The sequence below is a fragment of the Rhodobacter sp. NTK016B genome, from assembly GCF_017303295.1.
Lineage (GTDB): Bacteria > Pseudomonadota > Alphaproteobacteria > Rhodobacterales > Rhodobacteraceae > Pararhodobacter.
Genome location: NZ_JAFKOK010000019.1, coordinates 1 through 22,281, shown reverse-complemented (window position 1 = coordinate 22,281; position 22,281 = coordinate 1). Strand labels below are relative to the sequence as shown.

At 66.3% G+C, this 22,281-nt stretch carries 20 protein-coding genes; 8 read left to right on the top strand and 12 right to left on the bottom strand.

Annotated elements, in window-relative coordinates:
* Position 1 precedes the first annotated feature (1 nt).
* The 8 genes from rpoD to surE form a co-directional block, all read right to left on the bottom strand.
* The gene (gene rpoD, locus JI664_RS21115; RefSeq protein WP_207015769.1) at positions 2-1,990 is read right to left on the bottom strand and encodes an RNA polymerase sigma factor RpoD; all 1,989 of its coding nucleotides are present in this window, start codon (positions 1,988-1,990) and stop codon (positions 2-4) included.
* A gap of 168 nt (positions 1,991-2,158) precedes the next feature.
* A complete protein-coding gene (gene dnaG / locus JI664_RS21110; protein WP_207015768.1) occupies positions 2,159-4,120 on the bottom strand; it encodes a DNA primase in 1,962 nt (653 codons plus the stop codon).
* A gap of 185 nt (positions 4,121-4,305) precedes the next feature.
* Positions 4,306-5,154 carry a DUF4167 domain-containing protein gene (locus JI664_RS21105; protein WP_207015767.1) on the bottom strand — a complete coding sequence of 283 codons (849 nt, stop codon included), beginning with the start codon at positions 5,152-5,154 and terminating at the stop codon, positions 4,306-4,308.
* A gap of 238 nt (positions 5,155-5,392) precedes the next feature.
* A complete protein-coding gene (gene prmC / locus JI664_RS21100) occupies positions 5,393-6,226 on the bottom strand; it encodes a peptide chain release factor N(5)-glutamine methyltransferase (protein ID WP_207015766.1) in 834 nt (277 codons plus the stop codon).
* Positions 6,223-7,278 (bottom strand): peptide chain release factor 1, encoded by a 1,056-nt coding sequence (prfA, locus tag JI664_RS21095; protein ID WP_207015765.1) that lies wholly within the window; start codon positions 7,276-7,278, stop codon positions 6,223-6,225. Before prfA ends, prmC begins: the two co-directional genes overlap by 4 nt.
* Positions 7,279-7,607: 329 nt before the next feature.
* Positions 7,608-8,765 carry a peptidoglycan DD-metalloendopeptidase family protein gene (locus JI664_RS21090; RefSeq protein ID WP_207015820.1) on the bottom strand — a complete coding sequence of 386 codons (1,158 nt, stop codon included), beginning with the start codon at positions 8,763-8,765 and terminating at the stop codon, positions 7,608-7,610.
* Positions 8,766-9,128: 363 nt separating this feature from the next.
* Positions 9,129-9,776 (bottom strand): protein-L-isoaspartate(D-aspartate) O-methyltransferase, encoded by a 648-nt coding sequence (locus JI664_RS21085; RefSeq protein WP_207015764.1) that lies wholly within the window; start codon positions 9,774-9,776, stop codon positions 9,129-9,131.
* Entirely contained in the window at positions 9,773-10,591 is an 819-nt protein-coding gene (surE, locus tag JI664_RS21080; protein ID WP_207015763.1) for a 5'/3'-nucleotidase SurE, read from the bottom strand. The genes JI664_RS21085 and surE overlap by 4 nt, the downstream gene beginning before the upstream one ends.
* Before the next feature lie 141 nt (positions 10,592-10,732).
* Here surE and JI664_RS21075 point away from each other — a divergent pair, with 141 nt between their 5' ends.
* Positions 10,733-11,185: a hypothetical protein gene (locus tag JI664_RS21075; protein ID WP_207015762.1), complete on the top strand. Its 453-nt coding sequence runs from the start codon at positions 10,733-10,735 to the stop codon at positions 11,183-11,185.
* Between the two features lie 235 nt (positions 11,186-11,420).
* Here JI664_RS21075 and JI664_RS21070 read toward each other — a convergent pair whose 3' ends face one another.
* On the bottom strand, positions 11,421-12,314 hold the full coding sequence (locus JI664_RS21070; protein ID WP_286174223.1) for a LytTR family DNA-binding domain-containing protein: 894 nt from the start codon (positions 12,312-12,314) through the stop codon (positions 11,421-11,423).
* A 152-nt stretch (positions 12,315-12,466) separates the two neighbouring features.
* Between JI664_RS21070 and JI664_RS21065 the strand changes: the two genes are divergently transcribed.
* A complete protein-coding gene (locus JI664_RS21065) occupies positions 12,467-13,330 on the top strand; it encodes an ABC transporter ATP-binding protein (protein ID WP_349768756.1) in 864 nt (287 codons plus the stop codon).
* Positions 13,331-13,332: 2 nt separating this feature from the next.
* Entirely contained in the window at positions 13,333-14,067 is a 735-nt protein-coding gene (locus JI664_RS21060) for an ABC transporter permease (RefSeq protein ID WP_207015761.1), read from the top strand.
* A gap of 4 nt (positions 14,068-14,071) precedes the next feature.
* On the opposite strand, the gene JI664_RS21055 is transcribed toward JI664_RS21060, so the two are convergent.
* Both JI664_RS21055 and JI664_RS21050 read right to left on the bottom strand, forming a co-directional pair.
* A complete protein-coding gene (locus JI664_RS21055) occupies positions 14,072-14,992 on the bottom strand; it encodes an ornithine cyclodeaminase family protein (RefSeq protein ID WP_207015760.1) in 921 nt (306 codons plus the stop codon).
* 264 nt (positions 14,993-15,256) lie between these two features.
* A complete protein-coding gene (locus JI664_RS21050; protein ID WP_207015759.1) occupies positions 15,257-15,868 on the bottom strand; it encodes a MarR family winged helix-turn-helix transcriptional regulator in 612 nt (203 codons plus the stop codon).
* Positions 15,869-15,992: 124 nt separating this feature from the next.
* On the opposite strand from JI664_RS21050, the gene JI664_RS21045 reads away from it, so the two are divergent.
* Together JI664_RS21045 and JI664_RS21040 are read left to right on the top strand one after the other, a co-directional pair.
* The gene (locus tag JI664_RS21045; RefSeq protein WP_207015758.1) at positions 15,993-16,844 is read left to right on the top strand and encodes an RNA polymerase factor sigma-32; all 852 of its coding nucleotides are present in this window, start codon (positions 15,993-15,995) and stop codon (positions 16,842-16,844) included.
* Positions 16,845-17,146: 302 nt separating this feature from the next.
* Positions 17,147-17,815 (top strand): VanZ family protein, encoded by a 669-nt coding sequence (locus JI664_RS21040; RefSeq protein WP_207015757.1) that lies wholly within the window; start codon positions 17,147-17,149, stop codon positions 17,813-17,815.
* 21 nt (positions 17,816-17,836) lie between these two features.
* Here the strand turns inward: JI664_RS21040 and JI664_RS21035 are convergent, their stop codons facing one another.
* Positions 17,837-18,829 carry a DUF2125 domain-containing protein gene (locus tag JI664_RS21035; RefSeq protein WP_207015756.1) on the bottom strand — a complete coding sequence of 331 codons (993 nt, stop codon included), beginning with the start codon at positions 18,827-18,829 and terminating at the stop codon, positions 17,837-17,839.
* Positions 18,830-18,944: 115 nt separating this feature from the next.
* Between JI664_RS21035 and JI664_RS21030 the strand changes: the two genes are divergently transcribed.
* The 3 genes from JI664_RS21030 to JI664_RS21020 form a co-directional block, all read left to right on the top strand.
* Positions 18,945-19,484, top strand: coding sequence for a gamma-glutamylcyclotransferase (locus JI664_RS21030; protein WP_207015755.1), 540 nt, complete (start codon positions 18,945-18,947; stop codon positions 19,482-19,484).
* A gap of 58 nt (positions 19,485-19,542) precedes the next feature.
* Complete coding sequence (locus JI664_RS21025) at positions 19,543-20,778, top strand: biopolymer transporter ExbB (RefSeq protein ID WP_207015754.1); 1,236 nt, start codon at positions 19,543-19,545, stop codon at positions 20,776-20,778.
* On the top strand, positions 20,778-22,281 hold a 1,504-nt coding region (locus JI664_RS21020; protein ID WP_207015753.1), incomplete at its 3' end, for a peptidoglycan-binding protein. The genes JI664_RS21025 and JI664_RS21020, both read left to right, overlap by 1 nt.

Sequence of the window (22,281 nt, the reverse complement as noted above, 5' to 3'; positions counted from 1 at the left end):
TTTACTGATCCAAGAAGCTGCGCAGCTTGCGCGAGCGGGAGGGGTGCTTCAGTTTCCGCAGCGCCTTGGCCTCGATCTGACGAATCCGTTCGCGGGTGACGCTGAATTGCTGGCCGACCTCTTCAAGCGTGTGGTCGGTATTCATGCCGATTCCAAAGCGCATGCGCAGCACGCGTTCCTCGCGCGGGGTGAGCGACGAGAGCACGCGGGTCGTCGTTTCGCGCAGGTTCTCCTGAATCGCGGAATCGAGCGGCAGGACGGCGTTTTTGTCCTCGATGAAATCGCCGAGCTGGCTGTCCTCTTCGTCCCCGATCGGGGTTTCGAGAGAGATCGGTTCCTTGGCGATCTTCAGCACCTTGCGGACCTTGTCCAAAGGCATCTGCAGCTTTTCGGCCAGTTCCTCGGGCGAGGGTTCGCGACCGATCTCGTGCAGGATCTGGCGCGAAGTGCGAACCAGCTTGTTCATCGTCTCGATCATGTGGACCGGGATACGGATGGTCCGTGCCTGATCGGCGATCGAGCGGGTGATCGCCTGACGAATCCACCAGGTCGCATAGGTCGAGAACTTGTAGCCGCGGCGATACTCGAATTTGTCGACGGCCTTCATCAGGCCGATATTGCCTTCCTGAATGAGATCCAGGAATTGCAGACCACGGTTCGTGTATTTCTTGGCGATCGAGATCACCAGCCGCAGGTTCGCCTCGACCATTTCCTTCTTGGCCTGACGCGCCTCTTTCTCGCCCTTCTGGACCTGGCTGACGATGCGGCGGAATTCGGGGATGTCGACGCCGACATACCGACCGACTTCGGCCATGTCTTCACGCAGCGTGACCACCTTGTCGCCATAGCGCTCGAACAGCGTCGTCCAGCCGCGGCCCTTGGCCGACGCCATGCGGTCGCACCATGTCGGGTCGAGCTCGTAGCCGCGATATTCGTCGATGAATTCGCGCCGGTTGACGCGCGCCTGATCCGCCAGCTTCACCATCGCCGAGTCGATCGCCATGATCTTCTTGTTGATGCCGTAAAGCTGGTCGATCAGCGCTTCGATCCGGTTGTTGTGCAGGTGAAGCGAGTTCACCAGTTCGACGATTTCCGAGCGCAGTTTCTGATAGGCGGCTTCCTCGCCGGCCGAGAAGCGCGCGGCTTCTTCCAACGTGGCCTGCATCCGTTGCTGCTGCATCTGCTCCAGCAGATCGTAATCATGCGCAATCTGGTCGAGCGTTTCGAGAACGCGCGGCTTGAGAGAGGCCTCCATTGCAGCGAGCGACATGTTCGACTGGTCGAACTCGTCGTCATCGTCGTCGTTATTGGCGATGGGGTTGCCGTCGGCGTCAAGCTCGGGCTCGGCGCGCTTGGTCTGGGTCTGACCGCCTTCGCTCGCAGGGGCCGAAGGGTCCACGACGCTGTCGTCTTCTTCGTCGTCGAGCGCGTTGCCGAACGTCGCATCGAGGTCGATCACCTCGCGCAGAAGCACGTCTTCGGACAGAAGCTCGTCGCGCCAGATGATGATCGCCTGGAAGGTCAGCGGGCTTTCGCACAGCCCGGCGATCATGGTGTTGCGACCGGCTTCGATCCGCTTGGCGATGGCGATCTCGCCCTCGCGGCTCAGCAGTTCGACCGAGCCCATCTCGCGCAGATACATCCGCACCGGGTCATCGGTACGGTCAAGCGTCTCGCTCGAGGCGCTGGCGACGACGACATCGGTCGACCCCGACGCCCCGCTTTCGGTGGGCGCGGGGACGTCGCCGTCCTCGGCGTCTTCTTCTTCGACGACATTGATGCCCATCTCGGAGAGCATCGACATCACGTCTTCGATCTGTTCCGACGAGACCTGATCGGGCGGCATCACCTGATTGAGCTGTTCATAGGTGATGAACCCACGCTCTTTGGCGGCGGCGATCATGCGCCGGACCGAGGCCTGGCTCATGTCCAGCGTAAACTCGCTGTCCTGATCTTCTGGCTTCGCGTCGTCGTTGTCCTTGGCGACCATGGTTCCTCCGGCAAGGGGCGCGGCGTGATTCGGTTGTTGAACAGAAATAGCGCTCTGTTGGGCCGAATCACAGGGGTGTCATTAAGATTCGCTGATTCGCGGGTGGGTTAGGGGCGAAGTGTGAACGGTTCGGGGGCGGAAAGGGCGAGTTTTTAAGGGCTTTGACGCTCAGCCGGGGCCGGGTCGTCGCTTTTTCTTCACCCAGACCTGCGAATCAATCAGACTTTGCAGGTGGGCGGACAGGCTGGCGCGGTCTTCTCCCAGATCGGTGGTTGATTCGCTCATATCCCCGCGTCCGGCACGGTCGAGCGCGGCGGCGGCCTCGCCCAGCCGGTAGGTCAGCGTGTCGTCGGGCACCGAATCCAGCTCGGCGCTGAGTTCTTCCAGTTCCCGCTTGAGCGCCCGGCGCATGATCAGCACCTGCAGATCCGTGGACAGGCACTGGCGCACGAAATCCAGATCGACCCCCGGGCGCAGCATCGGCGCGATGCTCACATGCGGCTGGTTCAGAAGCGCGGCATAGGCTTCGCCGCCGCGCTGCGCAAGGACCTCGTGGCCGGGCGCGGGGTCTTCCTGCGCCGCCTGCAGCAGCAGGTCGAGCAACGTGCGGTGATCGTCGCGCCGGGGTTCGAGCTGCATGAGCTGCCCGTCGAAATCCGCCAGCAGCACGGGATGGGCGAAGAACACGGCGATGATCACCGATTCGCGCAATTCCTCGTCCGCGCCATCGGCGCCCGCGACCAGAAACGAGCCGCGCGTTCCTGCCAGCGGGGCGCCTGCATTCTTGCGTGCCCCGCGCCCCCCGGCATTGCCATAGCCGCCCTTGGCCCCGCGCGGCGGGTCGTTGCGGCGGAAAAGCTGGTAGCGCAGATCGTTGAATTCGCGCTGATACTGCTCGCGCAGATCGGGATCCTGGATCGCGCCGCAGAGCGTCTTGAGCCGCTTGGTCAGGGCCGCGCGGCGCTCGGGGCTGTCGAAAACCTGCCCCTGAATTTCGCGGTCCCACAGCAGGGTGGCCATCGGCACGGCATTGTCGAGCACGCTTTGCATTGCCTGCACGCCGCCCGCGCGGATCAGGTCGTCGGGATCCTGACCGCCCGGCAGCAGCGCGAAGCGCAGGCTCTGTCCGGCGGTGATCATCGGCAGCGCCAGATCGGCCAGCCTAAGCCCCGCGCGCAGACCCGCCGCATCACCGTCGAGCGCAACGATCGGTTCGCCATGCATCCGCCACAGCAGCCGAAGCTGGTCCTCGGTCACGGCGGTGCCGAGGGGCGCGACCGCGCCTTCGAACCCGGCCCGGACAAGGGCGATGACATCCATATAGCCTTCGGCCACGATCAGCGGCTGGCCACGGCCCGACGCAGTCCGGGCGGGGCCGATATTGTAGAGGTTCGCCCCTTTGTGAAAGAGCGGCGTCTCGGGCGAGTTGAGGTATTTGGCCTGCGCATCCGCTGCCATCGCCCGCCCGCCAAACGCGATGCATTGCCCGCGCGCATTGCGGATCGGGAACATGATGCGCCCGCGAAAGCGGTCATAGGGCCGGTTCTTGTCGCGCCCGGTGGTGGTCAGCCCCGCCTCGGCGATCAGCGCGTCGGGCACGCCCGCCTGCTTGAGATGGTCGTTGAGCGCCTGCCATTGGTCGGGCGCATAGCCGATTTCCCAGCGTTCGCGCTGCTCTTCGGTCATCCCGCGCCGGTCGAGATAAGCGCGCGCTTCCGCCGCATGACCGCCCATGAGCTGCATCCGGTAGAAGCGGACGGCTTTCTCCATCACCTCGGCCAGCGTGGCGCGACGATCCTCGCGCTGCCGCTGGGCGGGCTCGCGCGCAGGCATCTGCATCCCGGCGTCACGGGCGAGCGTTTCGACCGCCTCCATGAAGCTCATGTTCTGGGTTTCCTGCAGGAAGGTCAGCGCATCGCCCTTCGCCTGACAGCCGAAGCAATAATAATAGCCCTTGCGGTCTTCGACGTGGAACGAGGCGGTCTTTTCATGGTGGAACGGGCAGGGGGCCCAGAAATCGCCCTTGCCCTGGTTCGACTTGCGCAGATCCCATGTGACCGTGCGCCCGACAACCTGCGCGATGGAGACGCGGCTGCGCAACTCATCGAGGAAACCGGGGGGCAGGGACATGGGACCTCGGCGGCAGTGAACGGGCAGGGCGGATCGTGGGTGTCATATAGGGCGCGTTGCGGTCATCTTCCACCACCGGTCGGCGCGGGAGGCGATGCAACGGCAAAGCGTCGCCCGGGCGGACAGGCGCGATTGACCGGTCCGGACCCCGCAACGCAAACGGGGACCCGAAGGTCCCCGCCCGGTCATTCCGCCGCGTTGGGCGTGTCTTCGCTTGGGGTCCCGGCCATGTCCGGCGCCGCTTCCGGCTTGGGCTTGCGCGCACGGGGCGCACGCGGCTTGCGCGCGGGCTTGGGCTTTTCGTCGCCCTGAGCGGCTTCGGGTGCGTCCGGAGCCGGGCCATCGGTCGCCTGAGGCTCGGCCTTGGACGCGTCGATTTTCGGGGCGTCGTTCTTGGGGGCGTCCTTTGGGGCGTCGTGGCTTGCGCGCGATTCGGGCGTTTCCACCAGCATCGAGCCGCCATCGTCGTCCTGCGCCGCCGCGTCCTGAGCCACGTCGCGCTTGTGGTCTTCGCGCGGGTCGTTCTGATCGCGCGGCGCACCGCGACGGTCGTCGCTGCGCCGGTTGCGTCCGCGATTGTTTTCTTGCCGCCCGTTTTCCTGACGGTTGTTGTCGGGACGGCCCCCATCCTGACGCCCGCCATCCTGACGGTTATCTGATCGGTTGTCCTGACGGGTGTCGCCGTCCTGATCGCCCCCGTCGCCACGCTGATCGTTGCGGCGGTTATTGTTGTTATTGTTACCGTTGTTGTTCTGCTGATCGCGCCGCGCTTCGGCTTCGCGGGCCATTTCGGCCTGCGCTTCGTTCAGCATGCGCGTGTAATGCTCGGCATGCTGCTGGAAGTTTTCAGCCGCGACACGGTCGCCCGAAAGCTGGGCATCACGCGCCAGAACGGTGTACTTGTCGATAATCTGTTGCGGCGTTCCGCGGACCTTGCCCTCGGGCCCCGAGCTGTCGAACACCCGGTTGACGATGTTGCCCAGCGAGCGCGGACGGTTCTGTTTGGAGCGCGAACGTTTGTTCGAAGTTCTCATGAAAGCGAATTCCGGCCTTGGTCGGGTCGTTTGACCCTGAGCCAGCGCTTGGCGGCGCGGTGGGGTCAGTCAATCTGGATTAGCGTGCTACGGGATGGGGCAGGCGCTGTCGCGACCAAACCCGGCACAAGAGGGAGTAAACACGCGTTCCCCCTCGATACAAGAGAGAAAGTTGAAAAAACCCGTAAAGACGGGCGTGTTTTCGCCGAAACGTGGCGAAAACACCGCGAATCGGCCGTCACCCCGGCGCCTTTGCGGCCAAGACCCGGTCATGTCCGTCGAGATCGCGGTGGACCTTTAGCGCCACCATGCCCGCCCCGGCGAAGAGCGCGGTGACGCTGTCGGCCTGACTGGCGCCGATCTCGACCAGCAGCCGCCCGCCCGGCGCAAGGAAGCCGCGCGCCCCGGCGGCGATGGCGCGATACGCATCGAGCCCGTCGCCCCCGGGCGTGAGCGCCAGATGCGGCTCGTGCAGAACCTCGGGGGCAAGCCCGGCCATTTCGGCCTCGGTGATATAGGGCGGGTTCGAGACGATCAGATCGAAGCGCCCCGCAACCGCCGCGAACCAATCGGAACGCAACAGCGCCAGCCGCTCGGACACGCCCAGCCTCTGCGCATTCGTCCCGGCCACGGCCAGCGCCCGGTCCGAGATGTCGGTGGCAACGCCCGTGGCTTGCGGGCGCTCTGCCAGCAACGTCACCGCTATAGCGCCCGAACCGGTGCCCAGATCCAGCAGCCGCGAGAAGGGCGCGCTCAGCGCCTCGGCGATCAGTGTCTCGGTATCGCCGCGCGGGTCCAGCACATCGGGTGTGACCGTGAACTCCCGGCCCCAGAACGCACGCCGCCCGGTAATATGGCTCACCGGATGGCGCGCTTCACGGCGCGCAAGCGCGGCCTCGAAACGCCCGGCGGCAGCGGGTGTCAGCGCGTCGGGCAGATGCAAGGTCAGCCGGTCGGCGGGGATCTGCATCGCATGGGCCAGCAGCAGCCGCGCATCGCGGGCGGGATCGGCGACACCCGCTGCTGTCAGCCGCACCATCGCGGCGCGCAGGGCCGCCTGCGCCGTGCTCATGCGTCAAGCTCGGCCAGACGCTCGGCCTGATCATGCGCGATGAGCGGATCGATCACCGGGTCAAGCTCGCCCGCCATGACCTGCGCCAGCGCGTAAAGCGTCAGGTTGATGCGGTGGTCCGTCACACGGCCCTGAGGGAAATTGTAGGTGCGGATGCGCTCCGAGCGATCGCCTGTGCCGACCTGAGCCTTCCGGTCTGCTGCGCGGCTCTCTGCCTCTTTGCGGCGCTCCAGATCGAAAAGCCGCGCGCGCAGGACTTCCATCGCCAGCCGCCGGTTCTGGTGCTGGGATTTCTCGGAACTGGTCACGACAAGCCCGGTGGGCAGGTGGGTGATGCGCACGGCGGAATCGGTGGTGTTGACGTGCTGGCCGCCCGCTCCCGAGGCCCGCATCGTGTCGATGCGGATATCGCTGTCGGGAATGGCGATATCCACCTCGCGCGCCTCGGGCAGAACCGCCACGGTCGCGGCCGAGGTATGGATCCGCCCGCCCGATTCGGTGACCGGCACGCGCTGCACCCGGTGCACGCCCGATTCGAACTTCAGCCGCGCGAAAACGCCGTCGCCCTCGATCCGCATCACCGCCTCGCGCAGCCCGCCCAGCTCGGTCTCGGTCTGCGAGATCATCACGCTCGTCCAGCCCTGCGCATCGGCATAGCGCTGATACATCCGTAACAGCTCGCCGGCGAACAGCGCCGCTTCCTCGCCGCCGGTGCCGGGGCGGATTTCGATCAGCGCGGGGCGGTCGTCGGCGATATCGCGCGGCAACAGCGCCACGCGCAGCAGGGCTTCCAGCTCGGGGATACGCTCGGCCAGCGTGTCCAGCTCATCTTGCGCGAGTGCTTTCATCTCGGGATCAGCCAAAAGCGCGCGCGCCTCGTCGCGCTGCGCCAGCGCCGCGCGCCATTCGGCAATCGCTGAAACCACCGGCTTCAGCCGCTGATACTCGCGCCCCAACTCGGCCAGCTCGGCGGGATCGGCCCCCGCCGAGAGACGCGCTTCGAGATACTCGAAACGGCGCAGGATCTGGTCGAGGGCGTCTTCGGGCAGCATGGCGCGGGTTTGCGCCGGGCGCGCGCGTAGGTCAAGAGGCAGGCCCGCAGCGCCTCTCGCGCAGCCAACAACCGTCCCGCCCCATCTTTGTTCCGGAAATATCCTCGGGTGTGAGGCGCGCAGCGCCGAGGGGGCACATAGCCCCTTTGTCACCCGCGCCGATCTGCAGAACGCACCGGAATATCGCGCCTCGAAACCAGCGCTTGAGACGCGAAAAGCGCGCCGCGTCAGCGGCGCGCCCGGTCGCGCGAGGGCTCGGCGCCGGAGGCGTCGCGGACGAGGGCGAAACCCCTCACCCGTGACGCGTTCCGTCCCGCGTCCGGCGCCGGTTATTGCAGATAGGGCATCGGATCGACCGATTCGAAGCCTTCGCGAACCTCGAAATGCAGGAAGGACGGATCGCCCGCGCGGACCGAGGCAATCGTCTGCCCGCGCGAAACGCTGTCGCCCCGGCTGACGCGGATATTGTCGATGCCCGCATAGACGGTGAGCAGGTTGTTCTCGTGGCGGATCACCATGATCGGCACCTGATCGGTATCCTCGGTGATCGCCGCCACCGTGCCCGAAGCTGCGGCGGTGACCGCCGTGCCCGCTGCAGCGCCGATGCCGATGCCGTCGTTGCGGCCCTGAGCATAGGCGCGGATGATCCGGCCCTGCACCGGCATGGCCAGCCGCGAGCCTGTGCTCCGTTGGCTGCTCATATCGGCGACAGGTGCTTCGGGTTGCGCGGCGGCGGCGGCCTGTCCCGCGGGTTCGGGGCTGCTGTCGGGCAGGGGCGTCGCGGCCGAGGGCGGGACCGGCGTGGGGGTGCCCTGTCCGGGTTGCGAAGCGACATCGGCGGTGGCCTGCGCCGCCGAACCGGGCGTCGGCGCCGCCGGTGCGGGCGCGCTGATGCCGGTGGGGTTCAGCGGCTCGCCCGCCGCCGCCGCGGTGATCGTCTGCACCCCGGTGGGGATCATCAGGATCTGGCCTTCGCGCACGCTCATATCGGCGGGCAGGCCGTTCCAGTCCGCCAGCGAGCGCGGCGAGACATTGTAGAGCCGGGCGATGGTAAAGGCGCTTTCGCCGCGCTCGACGGTGTGGCGCAGCGGCTCATTGGCGGCCGGTGCCGCGCCATCGGCGCCCGCAAGCGGGGTCGCGGTGATCGTGCCCGTGGCGCTGTCGCCCACGCGCGAGGGCAGCACCAGAAGCTCGCCGCCGCGCATCGGCGTGTCGGTCGAGACGGCGTTGTGCTGGGCAAGCGCATTGGCATCGACGCCCAGCCGCAGCGCGATGTCGCTGACCCGTTCGCCCTGCTGGGCCACGACGACCTGATAACCGGGATACGAGATCACGCCGCGCGAATCGGGCGCGGGGCGCGCGGTCGAGGCGCTTTGCGCCGCGTCGGCGGTGTTGAACCGGCTCGAGGGGCGCATGTCCCAGTCGAGATCGTTGCCACCCGAACACCCCGCGAGGATGACACCGCCCGCCAGAAGCAGGCCGCCCATCCGCCAGAGCGAGGTTTCGTTTCGGTTGTCCGTTCTTCCGTCAGTCCGTTCGCGCACGTTTTCGCTGCCCATTCCGTTCCTAACCGCCTGTCCGTCTGTCTGGCCTTCTGATCGGCCGTCTTTTCCGGTCCCGTCATTCCCGGCCGCCCCGAGACCCTGTCGGCAGCATCGGAAAGGGCCGGCAGGGACGAGGGTGCCCGGATCGCGGGGCTTTGCCCCATTTATAGCGGAAAACAAGGGGTGATACACCCCATCACCACAACGTGTTGTGGATTTCCGCCCATATTGGCAGGCTGCCGCCGTGCCGGGCGCAGGGCACGACCGGTGCCGTGTTTTTGCGTTGGGTCTGGCCCAGTCCCTGGTTCAGTCTTTGGCCATGCCTTCCAGCAGCGGCACGAAGCGGACCGGGCGCAACTCTTCGTAATCATAGCCGGATTCGAGTTTGCGCACCTTGATCAGGCTCTGGACGGTGTCCGATTGCCCCACCGGCAGAACCATCACGCCGCCGATCCTGAGCTGCGCCAGCAGCGGGCCGGGCGGGTCTTCGGCGGCGGCGGTGACGATGATGCGGTCAAAGGGCGCCTGATCGGGCAGGCCGAAGCTGCCATCGGTGGCGATGGTGGTGATGTTGTGCAAATCGAGCCGGGCGAAGATCGCGCGCGCCTCGGCTATCAGCGGGCGGTGGCGTTCGACTGAATAAACCCGCCGTGCGAGCTGGCTCAGGATCGCCGCCTGATAGCCCGAGCCGGTGCCCACTTCGAGCACCTTGTGGCGCGGCTCGACCTCGAGCGCTTCGGTCATCAGGGCCACGACCGAGGGCTGGCTGATCGTCTGGCCGCAGGCGATGGGCAGCGGCGTGTCCTCGTAGGCGCGGTCGGCAAAGAAGCCGGTGACGAAGGCGCCGCGATCGATGCGTTCAAACGCGCGCAGGATGGCCGGATCGGTGATCCCGCGCGAACGCAGGGTCAGGATCAGGCGCATCATCTGTTCGCGGCGGTCCTCTTCGGTCATTGCCCGGCCTTCTTCGCCTCGATCGTTTCGTCCAGCGCGTCGCGCAGGCCGGCGAGCCGGTCATGGGCCGTCATGTCGCAGGTCAGCGGCGTGATCGAGATATAGCCGTCGAGATTGGCCTCGGCATCGGTGCCGGGCAAGGTCTTCAGGTGCTGCGGCCCGCCCTTGATCCACAGAAAGCGCCGGCCCGAGGGCGAGTTATGCGGCTCGACCCCGAAAGCGGTGTGGCGGCGGAAGCCCTGCGCGGTGACGCGGGTGCCGCGCACGTCGTCGGCGGGGACGGGCGGGAAATTGACGTTATAGAACAGCCGGTAATCGTCGTCGGTCCACAGCCCCTTATCGAGCAGGCTGCGCACCACGCGGGTGCCATGCGCGATGGCGGGTTCGAACAGCCCGCCCTCCATATCGGCGCTTTGCGGGCCGAGATACTGTGACAGCGCGATCGCCGGGATGCCCTGCAGCGCGGCTTCCATCGCGCCGCCGATCGTGCCCGAATAGAGCGTGTTCTCAGCCGAGTTGTTGCCGCGGTTCACGCCCGACAGGACCAGATCGGGCTTTTCGCCGCCCAACACTTCGTAATAGCCCGCCAGCACGCAATCGGCGGGGCTGCCCTCGGTCGCGAAGCGCCGGTTATCCATCTTCGCGATCAGCATCGGATGGGTATAGCTGATCTTGTGCGAGACGCCCGATTGCTCGAAGGCGGGAGCGACGGTCCAGACCTCGCCCTCGGGTCCGGCGATCTCGGCGGCGATGGCTTCGGCCACTTTCAGGCCCGGCGCGTTGATGCCGTCGTCATTGGTCACGAGAATGCGCATGGATCGCCTTTCTTCCTTTTCCGCCCCTTGCTTAGTGCAGGCCGGGGCAGGCGGCAAGCGATGCCCGGGTTTGCGCTGTGCGTGCGCGATTTTCCGTGGCACAGTGGGGACAGAGTGACGAATAACCCCCGGAGGAATTTCATGCGTGCACCCCTTTTCACCGCCCTTGCGCTTTCTGTTGTCGCCGCCCCGGCTTTTGCCGACGAGGCTTGGCAGACCAATATGGGGCCGATCATCTGGGAGCAGACGATGGGGCCGGACGCGGTGCTGCGGCTCTATTCGGGGGACGATGAAAGCCAGGTCGATGTGCGCATGATCGTGCCGGGCTTGGGCGACGACATGATGGGCGGACGCGGGACCTATACCGGCCTGTGGGTCGCCTATGACGGCGACGTCGCCTGCTCGGTGGAAATGGTCGATCCTCTGGGCGGCAAATCGGCCTATTGGGGCACGTTCACGCTGACCTTTCTGGAAGACGGCTTTCCCAGCGACTGGGCCGGGGCCTATGGCGAATGCCTGAACCCGCCGAGCGCGCCGATTCAGGCCCATGCCCTTGTCGGCGAAGACCGCGCAAGCGCCCCGCTGGGCGAATGAGCGCAGGGGAGGGCGGCCTGACCCTTTTCGTCTGAATGATGTCGCGAACAGGCGCGCTTGCCGGGATCGGTCTGCCACAGGTGGGACGGGTCTGGCGGCGCGCTATTCCTTCATCGGGTTGGGAAAGCTGGTGATGACGGGGCAGGTTCTGGGCGCAGGGCCTGCCCAGAATTCCGTTCAGGCTGCGAGGGTCAGACCTCGGGTTTTCCGGCGCCGCTGGCAGTTGGGCTGCGTCTTATTCCGCCGCTTCGTACAGATCGCCGTCGCTATCGCGCCCCGGCAGCGCCGCGCGCAAGGCGGCGCGCTGGCTGCGCGAGACTGGGACTTTCTGACCATCGCTGAGGGTCAGTTCCATCCCGCCTGCTGCGGTCCGGGCATGGGTGGCGACATGGGCCAGATTGACCCACCACGAGCGGTGCACGCGCATCCCTTCATAGGCCGCCAGATCCCGCTCGGCATCCGACAGGCGCATCAGGATCTGCGCGGTGCCGCGCGTCGTCGTTACCTCGACATAATGGTTTTGCGCGCGCAGGCTGATCAGGTCGATGCCCAGCTCGGGCGGGAGCTTTTCGAACAGCAGGGGCGTGACCACAGCCGTGGGCAGCGCGTCCGGTCCGGGCATCTCGTCCGGCAGGTCCGCTGCGGCCTCGGTTTCCGCCATTTCGGTTTCCGGGGCCTGCGGATCGATCGTGTCCGCGTCGACAAAGCGCGGCCGGAAGGCGTCGGCATTGACCGGCTTCTGCTCGCGGTCGCCAAGCGCCACGAAGCCGTTGACCACCAGATTGACGATCGTCATCGGCCCCGCGACATAGATCGCGATGAGCGTGACACTGCCCGGAATAAGTCCCCGGACCCTGATCTCAAGGAACAGGACAAGTCCGATCATGATTGGCGCGGCGATGGCGCTGGCGATGGTCGCGGCCAGCGCCCAGTGCATGCACCCGTCACGATTGAGCTGCCTTGTGATGAAAGACAGCGGCGTAATGACAAGCGCCCCCGTCAGAATAACCACGCCCCAATAGCCCAGCCTGCCGGGAAAGTTGAGCTCATCCATCGTGTGGAACGGCCCGGCCTGCGCGGTGACCAGAATCGCCGCACAGACGATTCCCCAGAACCGCCTGCGCGCCATAAAGTGCCGCGTTTCACGAAGCGCGAGTTGCAACCAGTGACCGTTCGCGGGGTCTGATTGTCTCGCCACGTATTTCCGATGTCCCTGCGCCATGGCGTCTGAATACCCCAGGCCCATCGTAATTCAAGTCGCAATGATCCAAGGAGCACAAGGTGTTGCAGGCAATCGAGGCAAAAGGGCTGGTCAAGCGCTTTGGTGGGGTGACGGCGGTCGACGGGGTCGATCTGCAACTGGCCCCCGGCGAGGCACTGGGGCTTCTGGGGCCGAACGGGGCAGGGAAATCGACGCTGCTGTCGCTGGTCACCGGGCTGCGGCCCACCGACGCGGGAACGGTGACAATCTTCGGGCATCCTGCCGGCAGCGACGCAGCCCGCAGGGCGATGGGCGTCACGCCGCAATCCGCTGCTTTCCCACCGCAAATCACCCCGCGCGAGCTGATCGCCTATGCCGCGGCGCGTCATGGGATGCGGCCCGATACCGACCGGCTGATCGCGGCCTTCGGGCTCCAGCGGCTGATCGACCGGCGGATGGCCGGTTTTTCGGGCGGCGAGGTGCGGCGCGTGGCGCTGGCGCTGGCCTTTTGCGGTGCGCCGAAGCTTGCGGTGCTCGACGAGCCGACCACCGGGCTCGATAGTGCCTCGCAGGAAGCCTTCCAGTCCCTGACGCGTGATTATGTCGCAAGCGGCGGCGCGGTCCTGCTGACCTCGCATCACTGGGACGAGATCGAGGCGGTCTGCGACAGGCTGACGATGATCGACCGGGGGCAGCGGGTGCTCGATGGCACGCTGGCCGAGATGCGCGCAACGATGCGCATCAATCAGGTGAGCCTCGTGGTCGATGATCCGGCGCCCGACTGGCTGCCCGCGCCGGATGCCGATGGCAGGCGGCATCTGGACAGCGCCGACAGCGATGCCGTCGTCACCCGTCTGGTTCGGGAAGGCGTCGCGTTCCATGACCTGCTGATCCGCCCGCTCGCCCTGAAAGACATCCTTGCCACCCTGCGTCACGAGGCCTGAACATGCTGAAACATCTTATCGCCGAACTGGTCCTGTCCGCCCGCGTGCTGCTGCGTCAGCCGGGCTTCTGGGTGCCCACGATCCTGTTTCCCGCCATGCTGTACAGCTTCTTCGGCGCGCAGATGGCCGACGGACCGGCGGGGATCTATGCGCTGGCCTCTTTCGCTGTCTATGCCGTGCTCGGCGTCGGCTTCTACCAGTTCGGCGTCAGTGTCGCGCAGGATCGCGAGACGCCGTTCGTGCTGTGGCAGCACACGCTTCCCGGTGCGCTGTGGCTCGGCTGGGCCGCGCGGATCGTGGTGGCGATGGGCGTGGTCTTGGCGGCGGTCGCGATGGTGCTTCTGGCCGGGCGATTTGTCGGCGGCATCGTTCCGGACGGGCCCGAGACGGCGCGCCTGATCGCCGCCTGTGCGTTGGTCTCGGTGCCTGCGGTGCTGATGGGGATCGCGCTTGGCTCGGCAGCCTCGGCGCGTGCGGCGGTGCCATTGTCGAACCTGTTGTTCCTGCCGCTCGCCTATCTCGGCGGGCTCTGGGTTCCGCCCGTGGCGCTGCCCGAAAGCGTCGAGGCGCTGTCGGTCTGGACCCCCACCCGCGCCATGGGCGAACTCGCCTGGGCGGCGGTCGACGGCCGGGCGCTGCCGGGGCGCTATCTTGTGGTGCTGGCGGGCTGGTCGCTGCTGTCTGTGGCGGTGATCGGGCTCGCGCAGTCGCGCCATCGCCGGGCGATGTTCGGCTGAGCGGCTATGGCTGCGCCTCCCACGCGTCCAGCATGACCCGCGCGGTCATCAGGTCGAGATGCGCACCGCCGCCATTCTTGTAGATCGTGATGTCGTCCCGTTCGCGGGGCGGCACCTTACCGGCGGCGAAGTCGCTCAGATCGCCCAGCACATCGGCCTCGGTGATGGCGCCCGACGCGAGCGGGATCATCAATTCCCCGATATGCGGGATCGTGGTGGCGCGGCTGTCGACATAGAGCTTGCCGCGCTGCAGGGCCGAATCGTCGGCCTCGCGCATCTGAGGAGTAAAGGCCCCTATCAGGTCGAGATGGGTGCCGGGGCTCAGCCATTCGCCCGCGATGACCGGCTCGTGTGCCATCGTGCAGGTGCTGACGATCTCGGCCTCGGCCACCGCCGATGCCAGATCGGTGACGGGCGTTACCCCGGAATGGCGCGCGGCGAGCGCCTTGGCGGCGTCCGCGCGGCGCGCCCAGACGCTGATCTGAAGATCGGGTTTCCATGCGCGAAAGGCTTCGATCAGCGACTCGGCCACACTGCCCGCGCCCACGATCAGATACCGCTGCGCGTCGGCCCGGGCCAGCAGCCGCGCCCCCAGCAGCGAGTCGCCCGCGGTCTTCCAGCGCGTGACCAGAGGGTTGTCGACAACGGCGCGCAAGGCGCCGGTTTCGTCGTCGAAGACCAGCATCGCGCCCTGCACACTGGGGCGGCCCTGAGCGGGATTGCCGGGGAAGACGGTGACGGATTTCACACCCACACCCATGCCGTCGATCCATGCGCTGCGCGACAAAAGCCGGTCGTCGGCGCGGCTCAGCAGCACATCCTCGATCTGCGCGGGCGGTCGGCGGTGGCCGTCCAGAAGCGCATCACTCAGACGCATCCAGTCGAGCAGCGGCTCGACCGCCTCGCGGGTCAGAACAGGGATCATCGGTGCCTCCGTTTGCGCAAAGTCTGCGGCGGTGGGGCGGGGGCTGTCAATCGGGCGGATGTCGGAAAAGTGTCAGTTCAGGATCAGGCAGGTTTCGCCGTAAGCAGAGACGCGCATGTCGCCAGAATGTCAGGTGTTTAAAATCACCTTGCCTTGCGGGGTTGGGCCTTGCGGGGTTGGTCGGACGCACGCACGACAATCATCCGCCTGCCGGATATCACCTCGTGATACGGCGCAGTTCAAGGAATGTCGGAAAAGTACCTGTCAGCGCTTGGCCAGCGCCGAGGCGAAGTCGATGCACAGCGTGCTTGTTTCCGCATCCGTCAGCATCATGCTGGTGCAGCGGCAGAACACCTCGCCGGGGCGCGACGTGTCGCAGTGGCCGCAATCGCCGCAATGGCCGAAAGTGGGTGCCTCGCGCTTGCGGGCCATCGTCTCGACCAGCTCGCCAAGGATGTCAGCCAGCATCGCCTGACGGTTGGCGGGAAGCGCGGCGATGGCGACGGACAGATCGTCCATTGGATCGCGCTTGAGCTTGGCGCGGCCCGCTTCTGTCAGCTCGATCAGGAAGGAGCGCTTGTCCGTCTCATGCGCGCGCTTGGCCAGAAGCCCCATCGCGATCAGCGATTTCACCGTCTGCGAGGCGGTGCCGCGCGTCGTGGCGTTGAACTCGGAGAACGCCGAGGGAGTGCGCGAAAAGCGGTTCGCGGTGGCGAAATAGCGCAGCGCCGTCCATTGCGTCGGCGTCAGGCTGGCATCGGACGAGCAGCCATAGACCAGCCGCGACAGGTGCACCAGCAGTTCGGCGGAATGATCCGCGCCGGTACAGGCCGAGGTCGCAGGAAGGGGAGGCATCGTGTGTGCAGGTTCGCTCATGGCCCGTACCTAATCGCAGGAGACTGGTTGACAAGGGGGCTTGAAAAAAGGTAGCGTTTCGAAACAAAGTGGCATCGAGACGAAACAAGTTGCCGCCATACGTTCTGCTGTCAAGGACTGAGTCATGGGCTTTCAGGATCCACATATCCGCCGCTACGTTCGCGCTTCAATGGCCGAGGAGATCCTCGACGCCGAGACCGAGACCGAGCTGGCCATTGCGTGGCGCGATCACGGGGATGAGCGTGCTTTGCATCGCCTGATCCAGGCCTATGCGCGTCTCGCAGTGTCCTTCGCCGGGCGTTTCAAGCGTTATGACGTGCCGTACGAGGATCTGATCCAGCAGGGCAATCTGGGCCTGATGCGCGCGGCCGAGAAATTCGACCCGATGAACGGCTCGCGCTTTTCGACCTATGCCGCATGGTGGATCCGGGCCTCGATGCAGGATTACGTCATGCGTAACTGGTCGCTGGTGCGCACCGGGACGAATGCCACGCAGAAGAAGCTGTTCTTCCACCTGCGCCGCGCGATGCAAAAGCACGCGGGGGACGAAGCCTCGGACGAGCCGCTGTCGGTGCGCGTGGCGCGCGAATTGCAGGTCACGCCCGAACAGGTCGAAGCGATGATGGGCCGCATGGCCGGTCCCGACCTGTCGCTCGATGCGCCGCAGGGCGCGGACGAAGACGGGCGCTCATGGGTCGAGACCATCGAGGACGAGGACGCCGCAACCGAGATGGACGTGGCCGAGCGTCTGGATGGCGCGCAGCGGCGCAAGATCCTGTATTCTGCGGTCGAGCAATTGCCTGACCGCGAGCGTCGGATCGTGTCCGCGCGGCACCTGTCCGAGGACCCCGCGACGCTGAGCGATCTGGGCGCGTTGATGGGGATCTCGAAAGAGCGGGTCCGGCAGCTGGAAGAGCGCGCGCTCAACAGGCTGACCGCGATCGTGCAATCGGCCAACGAGTCGACGGTGCATTGAGCGATTGGGCGGGGTCTTCGGACCCCGTTCTTCGTTTCCGCTTCGCGACTTGCGGGCCGTCCTTCACAAAGCGCAAAATCGTTGCACAGGCAACACAATGACCGTCATCCGCGGCCCGATCCAGGCTGCTTGCCGGGGTTGCCTTGCTTTGGCCATTTTCTTGACGCATTGTTTTTCATGACGGTAATTCGCATAGCGGATTGCAGCGCAGAAACGGGCGGTCTTGGACGATGACCCGAGGCGACGATATTCAGGACCGTCTTAGGGCGATCCGCGGTCCCAAAAGGGGACCGAAAGCAACGATGCAGACGCTGGCCGTGGGGCAGGCGTGGTTTTGGCGCGTGTCCGGGCTTGTGGTCTCGGTTGTCGCCGCCCTGCTGATCGCCGCGCTGACGCTGACGCCGATCCCCACGCAGACCACGCTCGCCAACGGGCTGGACAAGGTCTATCACTTTGTCGCTTTCGTCGGGCTGATCTTTCCGCTGATCCTGACCGATTCCCGCCGCTGGCCCTGGGCGGTCCCGCTCTGTATCGCCTATGGCGGGTTGATCGAGCTGATCCAGCCCACCGTGGGGCGCGCGGCCGAATGGCTGGACTTCGGCGCTGACGTGACCGGGGTTCTGGCGGGGGCGGCGCTGGCCGAGATTCTGCATGACCGCATCCGCGACCGGTTCTTTGCGGTCGATGGGCTGGGTGAGGATGAGGAACTCAGCGACGAAGAGGCCGAAGCGGCGCGGGTCGAGGCGATGCGCATCGACCTGATGGACGAATTGCGCGTCGTGCTGCGCGAAGAGCTGACAACGCTGAAAGATGAGCCGAACAGCGACGGGGCGGGCTTTGCCGAGGCGCCGTTCGCGGAAGACGCCGCGTCGGGCGATGACGATGTCCCGCGCAACCGCCCCGCTGCCGGAGACGAGGCATCGGCGGACGAGCCGGTGCTGCGGATCGTCCAGCCGGGGCAGCGACACTGAACGTCCCGAGCCGGGGCCGTATCAGGGCGCGAGCGACAGCGGCGGCAGCGTGGCCAGCGCGAAGGGGCCAAGCCGCACGACGCCGTCCACCACGCTCAGTGGTACTTCCAGAATATCTTCCTGCGCCATGGCGGCGAGCGTGGTATTGGCCATCGCCGCAGCCTCGTCGGTGATGAGCCCCGACGCGCGCAGGATGTCGAGCATCTCTTCCCAGCCTGTCACATTCGCCGTCGCGTCACCCGACAGCCGGCCGTCGGCGCCGGGGCTGAGGCGGCCAGACAGGCGGAAATCTACCTCGGGCCAGGTGATCTGAAGCCCGGTGAAAGTCAGATCGGTCAACCGCACCTGCGCGCCGTCCGACACCAGATGACGATCAAGCGCGCGGTCGGTTTCGGCTTCGGCATCAAGGCGCAGCGTATCGAACCGGCGCGGCCACAGGCGCTGCGGGTCCACACGGTCCATCTGCGCGGGGTCGGGGAAGACCGTTTCGGCCAGCGCGACCAGCTGCTGTGTGGTGTCGTCGGTCCGGCGGCTGGCGAGCCGAAGCTGGCCAATCTGCCACGTCGCGCCGGTATCGGTGCCGCGCGCGGGCTCGGTGATCTGCAGATCGAGAGTGTCGCCCACCAGTGTCATGCGGTCGAGCGGCAGGTCGAGCCCCGGCTCCATCACCATCGAGGCGCGCAGGTCTTCGGAATGGATGAGGGTCTCGGTCCCGCCCAGCCGCAAGACCTGATCGTGGGGGAAGACGGCAAGCAGATGGTGCGGTTTGTAGGTCAGCGCGAAGAACTGCACGAAGGGCGCGGTCCATTCGGCGTCGCTGAGCGTGACGCGGGGGGCGTCGAAGGTGACATCGAAACGGTTGGGAAAGCCGCTGATGTGATAGGTTTCGGCGCTCAGCTCGGGCGTGCGTTCAAGCCCCTGTGCGATGGCGCGGTCAAGCGCGCGCGTGCCCACGAACCAATAGCCGCACCACCCGATCGTGGCGAGGACCACCAGCACGATTACCCATCTCATGGCGCGCATTCCCGGCCCCCGTGTTGTTCTTTCGCTGCCTGCTGTGTACATGGCCGACAGGCAGGCGGCCAGTCCCGCGACGGGCGGTCGCGAAAGTCTGATCGGCAGGTGAGTGATGCGTCCGCTTTGGGTTTTCGGTTATGGATCGCTGGTGTGGAATCCGGGTTTCGCCTGGACCGCGCGGCAATTGGCGGTGCTGCCGGGCTTCCGGCGCTCGTTTTGCATGCTGTCGATCCATCATCGCGGCACGGTCGAGAAGCCCGGTCTGGTTCTGGCGCTGGATGCGGCCGAAGGGGCCTCGTGCAACGGCGTGGCCTTCGAGATCGCGCCCGAGATCGCCGAAGAGACGATGGAGTATCTGCGCGCGCGCGAACTGATCTCGGCGGCGTATCTGGAGCAGGTCCACAACCTGACGCTGGACGACGGGCGCGAGGTCGAGGCGGTGGTTTATGTCATTGACCGCACGCATGATCAGTATCGCGGCGACCTGACGCTGGAAGAGCAAGCGCAGCGCATTGCGGGCGCGACCGGCGGGCGCGGCCCCAATTGCGAGTATCTCTATCAGACCGCCGCGCATCTGGCCGCGCTGGGCTTGCCCGATGACGAGCTTGAATGGCTGTCTGATCGCGTCAAGGTGTTGAAATCGGCGACGTAGACGGTTGGCAAAGCCCTGCGATGCTTCTAGTTTTAACGAAACTTTGCAGGTGCAGCGAATGGCGAGACAGTTGAGAGCAGGGGCGCTCGGGCCGATCGGGCGGGTCCAGTTCACGCCACCGCTTCGACAGCTGACCCTGATGCTGGTCTCGCTGGCGCTGGTGGGGTCGGGCGTGGCGCTGGCCTATCCGCGTATCTCGGGCATCTTTCTGGCCAATATCTGGCTGAACGGCTTCATCGCGCTGGTCTTCGTGATCGGCGTCATGGCGACCTTCTGGCAGATCAGTCAGCTTTTCTCGTCCGTGCGCTGGATCGGCGGTTTCGTCGCTCAGACGCCGGGCCACCAGATCACCATCGCGCCGCGGCTTCTGGCGCCGCTGGCATCGCTTCTGCGCGCGCATGGGCGGTCGAGCCATATCTCGTCCACGTCGGCGCGCTCGATCCTCGAATCCGTGGGTACCCGGATCGAGGAAGAGCGCGACATCACGCGCTATCTCGTCAACCTGCTGATTTTCCTTGGCCTTCTGGGAACGTTCTACGGGCTGGCGACCTCGGTTCCGGCCGTCGTCGAGACGATCCGCTCGCTCGCCCCGCAAGAGGGTGAGACCGCTCTGTCGGGGTTCGGCCGGCTGATGAGCGGGCTCGAAGCGCAGATGAGCGGCATGGGCACGGCGTTCTCCTCGTCGCTTCTGGGGCTTGCCGGCTCGCTGGTCGTAGGGATCCTCGAGCTCTTCGCCAGTCAGGCGCAAAACCGGTTCTACCGCGAGCTTGAGGAATGGCTGTCCTCGATCACCCGGTTGGGCACCGCCCTGGCCGAAGGCGAGGGCGAAGGCGGTGCCGGTCTGTCGGCGGTGGCCGAAGTGCTGGATTCGCTGACCGAGCAAATGGAGGCCATGCGCCGTGTGCAAGAGCGCGCCGAGGAAAGCCGCGAGCGGCTCGACGAGGCCCTGCAATCGCTGGGGCAGGCGATGACGCGGATCGCCCAGCGTCTCAACGCGGGCGACACCGAGACGGGCCGCGCGCTTGAGCGCATGGCCGACGGGCAGGACCGCATGATCGCGCTGATGCAGCGTCAGGACGATGCGCGCCCGGAAACCGATGACGAGCCGCATATCGAAGCCGAAACCCGGCTGCGGCTGCGCTCGATGGACATTCAGCTGGTGCGGATTCTCGAAGAGCTTTCGGCGGGGCGGCAAGAGTCGCTGGCCGATCTGCGCAGCGATCTGGCGATGCTGACGCAGGCCGTGCGGATGCTCAACCGGCAGTCGGGCTATGCCGCACGGGATGACGAGTAATGGGTCTGTCGCGTCGCGGCAATCAACGGTTCTCGGCCTCGATCTGGCCGGGTTTCGTCGACGCGATGACGGCGCTCTTGCTGGTGCTGATGTTCGTTCTGTCGATCTTCATGATCGTCCAGAGCGTCCTGCGCGAGACGATCTCGACGCAGGACAACGAACTTCAGGGCCTGACCGCGCAGGTCTCGTCGCTGACCGAGGCGCTGGGCCTGTCGCGCAATCGGGTGGGCCAGCTTGAAGGGCAGGTCGAAGGGCTCAACGCCGATATCGCCACGCTCGAAGCCAATGCGCGCGAGCAGGAAGCGACGATTGCCGCTCTGGGCCGCGATCTGCAGGCCCGCAGCGACGCGCTGGCCGAGGCCGAAACCCGTATCACCAGCTTCGAGGCGCAGGTCGCTGCCCTGATCGCCGAGCGCGCCGAGCTGGGCCAGCAACTGGCCGCGACCGAGGCCGCGCGTGACGAGGCCCTGTCGGAAAGCGAGGCGCTGAACCTCGCGCTTGCGCAGGCGCGCGACGAGATCGACGCCCAGACCGAAGCCGCCCGTCTTGCCGCCGCCGAGCGCGAGGCAGTCGAGGCCGCGCTCGCCGCGATGCGCGCCCGGGCCGAACAGACCGAGGCATCGCTGGCCGAGATGCTGGCGCGCCTGACCGAGACCGAAGAGGCGCGCGATACCGCCCTTGCGGGGCTGCGCGATGCCGAGGGTGCCCTGAGCTCGCTGCGCGCGGCGCGGGCCGAGACCGAAGCCCAGCTCGCCAGCACCCGTGCGGCGCGCGACGCGCTTCAGGCCGAACAGGACAGCGCCGCCGCCAGCCTTGCCGAGCGCGAGACAGCCCTCGCGGCCCTGCGCTCTGAGCGCGACGAACAGGCCGCACGGATCGCCGATCTGGAGACCAGCCTGAGCGACGCGGAACTGGCCCGTCAGCAGGCTCTGGCTGACCTCGCGGCTTTGGACAGCGAAACGCAGACGCGGATTGCCGAGCTGGAGACGCAGCTGAGCGATACCGATCTGGCCCGGCAGCAGGCTCTGGCCGAACTGGCGCAGCTCGATACCGCGACACAGGCCCGAATTGCCGAACTGGAAACCCAGCTGAGCAATGCGGATTTGGCGCGACAGCAGGCTCTGGCCGAGTTGGCGCAGCTCGATACGACCACGCAGGCCCGTATCGCCGAACTGGAAGCACAGCTGAGCGATACCGATCTGGCGCGGCAGCAAGCTCTGGCCGAGTTGGCTCAGCTCGATACCGCGACGCAAGCGCGGATCGCTGAGCTTGAGACGCAGCTCAGCGACACTGATCTGGCGCGCCAGCAAGCGCTCGCCGAGCTGGCTCAACTCGACACGGTCACGCAGGCCCGCATCGCTGAGCTTGAGACTCAGCTGAGCGACGCTGATCTAGCCCGCCAACAAGCACTCGCTGACCTCGCGCAGCTAGACACCACCACACAAGCGCGCATCGCTGAGCTTGAGACTCAGCTGAGCGACGCTGATCTAGCCCGCCAACAAG

Bases quoted from the DNA above. Each gene is read 5' to 3' on its own strand.
- rpoD (WP_207015769.1), bottom strand. From the start codon at position 1,990: ATGGTCGCCAAGGACAACGACGACGCGAAGCCAGAAGATCAGGACAGC.
- dnaG (WP_207015768.1), bottom strand. From the start codon at position 4,120: ATGTCCCTGCCCCCCGGTTTCCTCGATGAGTTGCGCAGCCGCGTCTCC.
- JI664_RS21105 (WP_207015767.1), bottom strand. From the start codon at position 5,154: ATGAGAACTTCGAACAAACGTTCGCGCTCCAAACAGAACCGTCCGCGC.
- prmC (WP_207015766.1), bottom strand. From the start codon at position 6,226: ATGAGCACGGCGCAGGCGGCCCTGCGCGCCGCGATGGTGCGGCTGACA.
- prfA (WP_207015765.1), bottom strand. From the start codon at position 7,278: ATGCTGCCCGAAGACGCCCTCGACCAGATCCTGCGCCGTTTCGAGTAT.
- JI664_RS21090 (WP_207015820.1), bottom strand. From the start codon at position 8,765: ATGGGCGGCCTGCTTCTGGCGGGCGGTGTCATCCTCGCGGGGTGTTCG.
- JI664_RS21085 (WP_207015764.1), bottom strand. From the start codon at position 9,776: ATGACCGAAGAGGACCGCCGCGAACAGATGATGCGCCTGATCCTGACC.
- surE (WP_207015763.1), bottom strand. From the start codon at position 10,591: ATGCGCATTCTCGTGACCAATGACGACGGCATCAACGCGCCGGGCCTG.
- JI664_RS21075 (WP_207015762.1), top strand. From the start codon at position 10,733: ATGCGTGCACCCCTTTTCACCGCCCTTGCGCTTTCTGTTGTCGCCGCC.
- JI664_RS21070 (WP_286174223.1), bottom strand. From the start codon at position 12,314: ATGGCGCGCAGGCGGTTCTGGGGAATCGTCTGTGCGGCGATTCTGGTC.
- JI664_RS21060 (WP_207015761.1), top strand. From the start codon at position 13,333: ATGCTGAAACATCTTATCGCCGAACTGGTCCTGTCCGCCCGCGTGCTG.
- JI664_RS21055 (WP_207015760.1), bottom strand. From the start codon at position 14,992: ATGATCCCTGTTCTGACCCGCGAGGCGGTCGAGCCGCTGCTCGACTGG.
- JI664_RS21050 (WP_207015759.1), bottom strand. From the start codon at position 15,868: ATGAGCGAACCTGCACACACGATGCCTCCCCTTCCTGCGACCTCGGCC.
- JI664_RS21045 (WP_207015758.1), top strand. From the start codon at position 15,993: ATGGGCTTTCAGGATCCACATATCCGCCGCTACGTTCGCGCTTCAATG.
- JI664_RS21040 (WP_207015757.1), top strand. From the start codon at position 17,147: ATGCAGACGCTGGCCGTGGGGCAGGCGTGGTTTTGGCGCGTGTCCGGG.
- JI664_RS21035 (WP_207015756.1), bottom strand. From the start codon at position 18,829: ATGAGATGGGTAATCGTGCTGGTGGTCCTCGCCACGATCGGGTGGTGC.
- JI664_RS21030 (WP_207015755.1), top strand. From the start codon at position 18,945: ATGCGTCCGCTTTGGGTTTTCGGTTATGGATCGCTGGTGTGGAATCCG.
- JI664_RS21025 (WP_207015754.1), top strand. From the start codon at position 19,543: ATGGCGAGACAGTTGAGAGCAGGGGCGCTCGGGCCGATCGGGCGGGTC.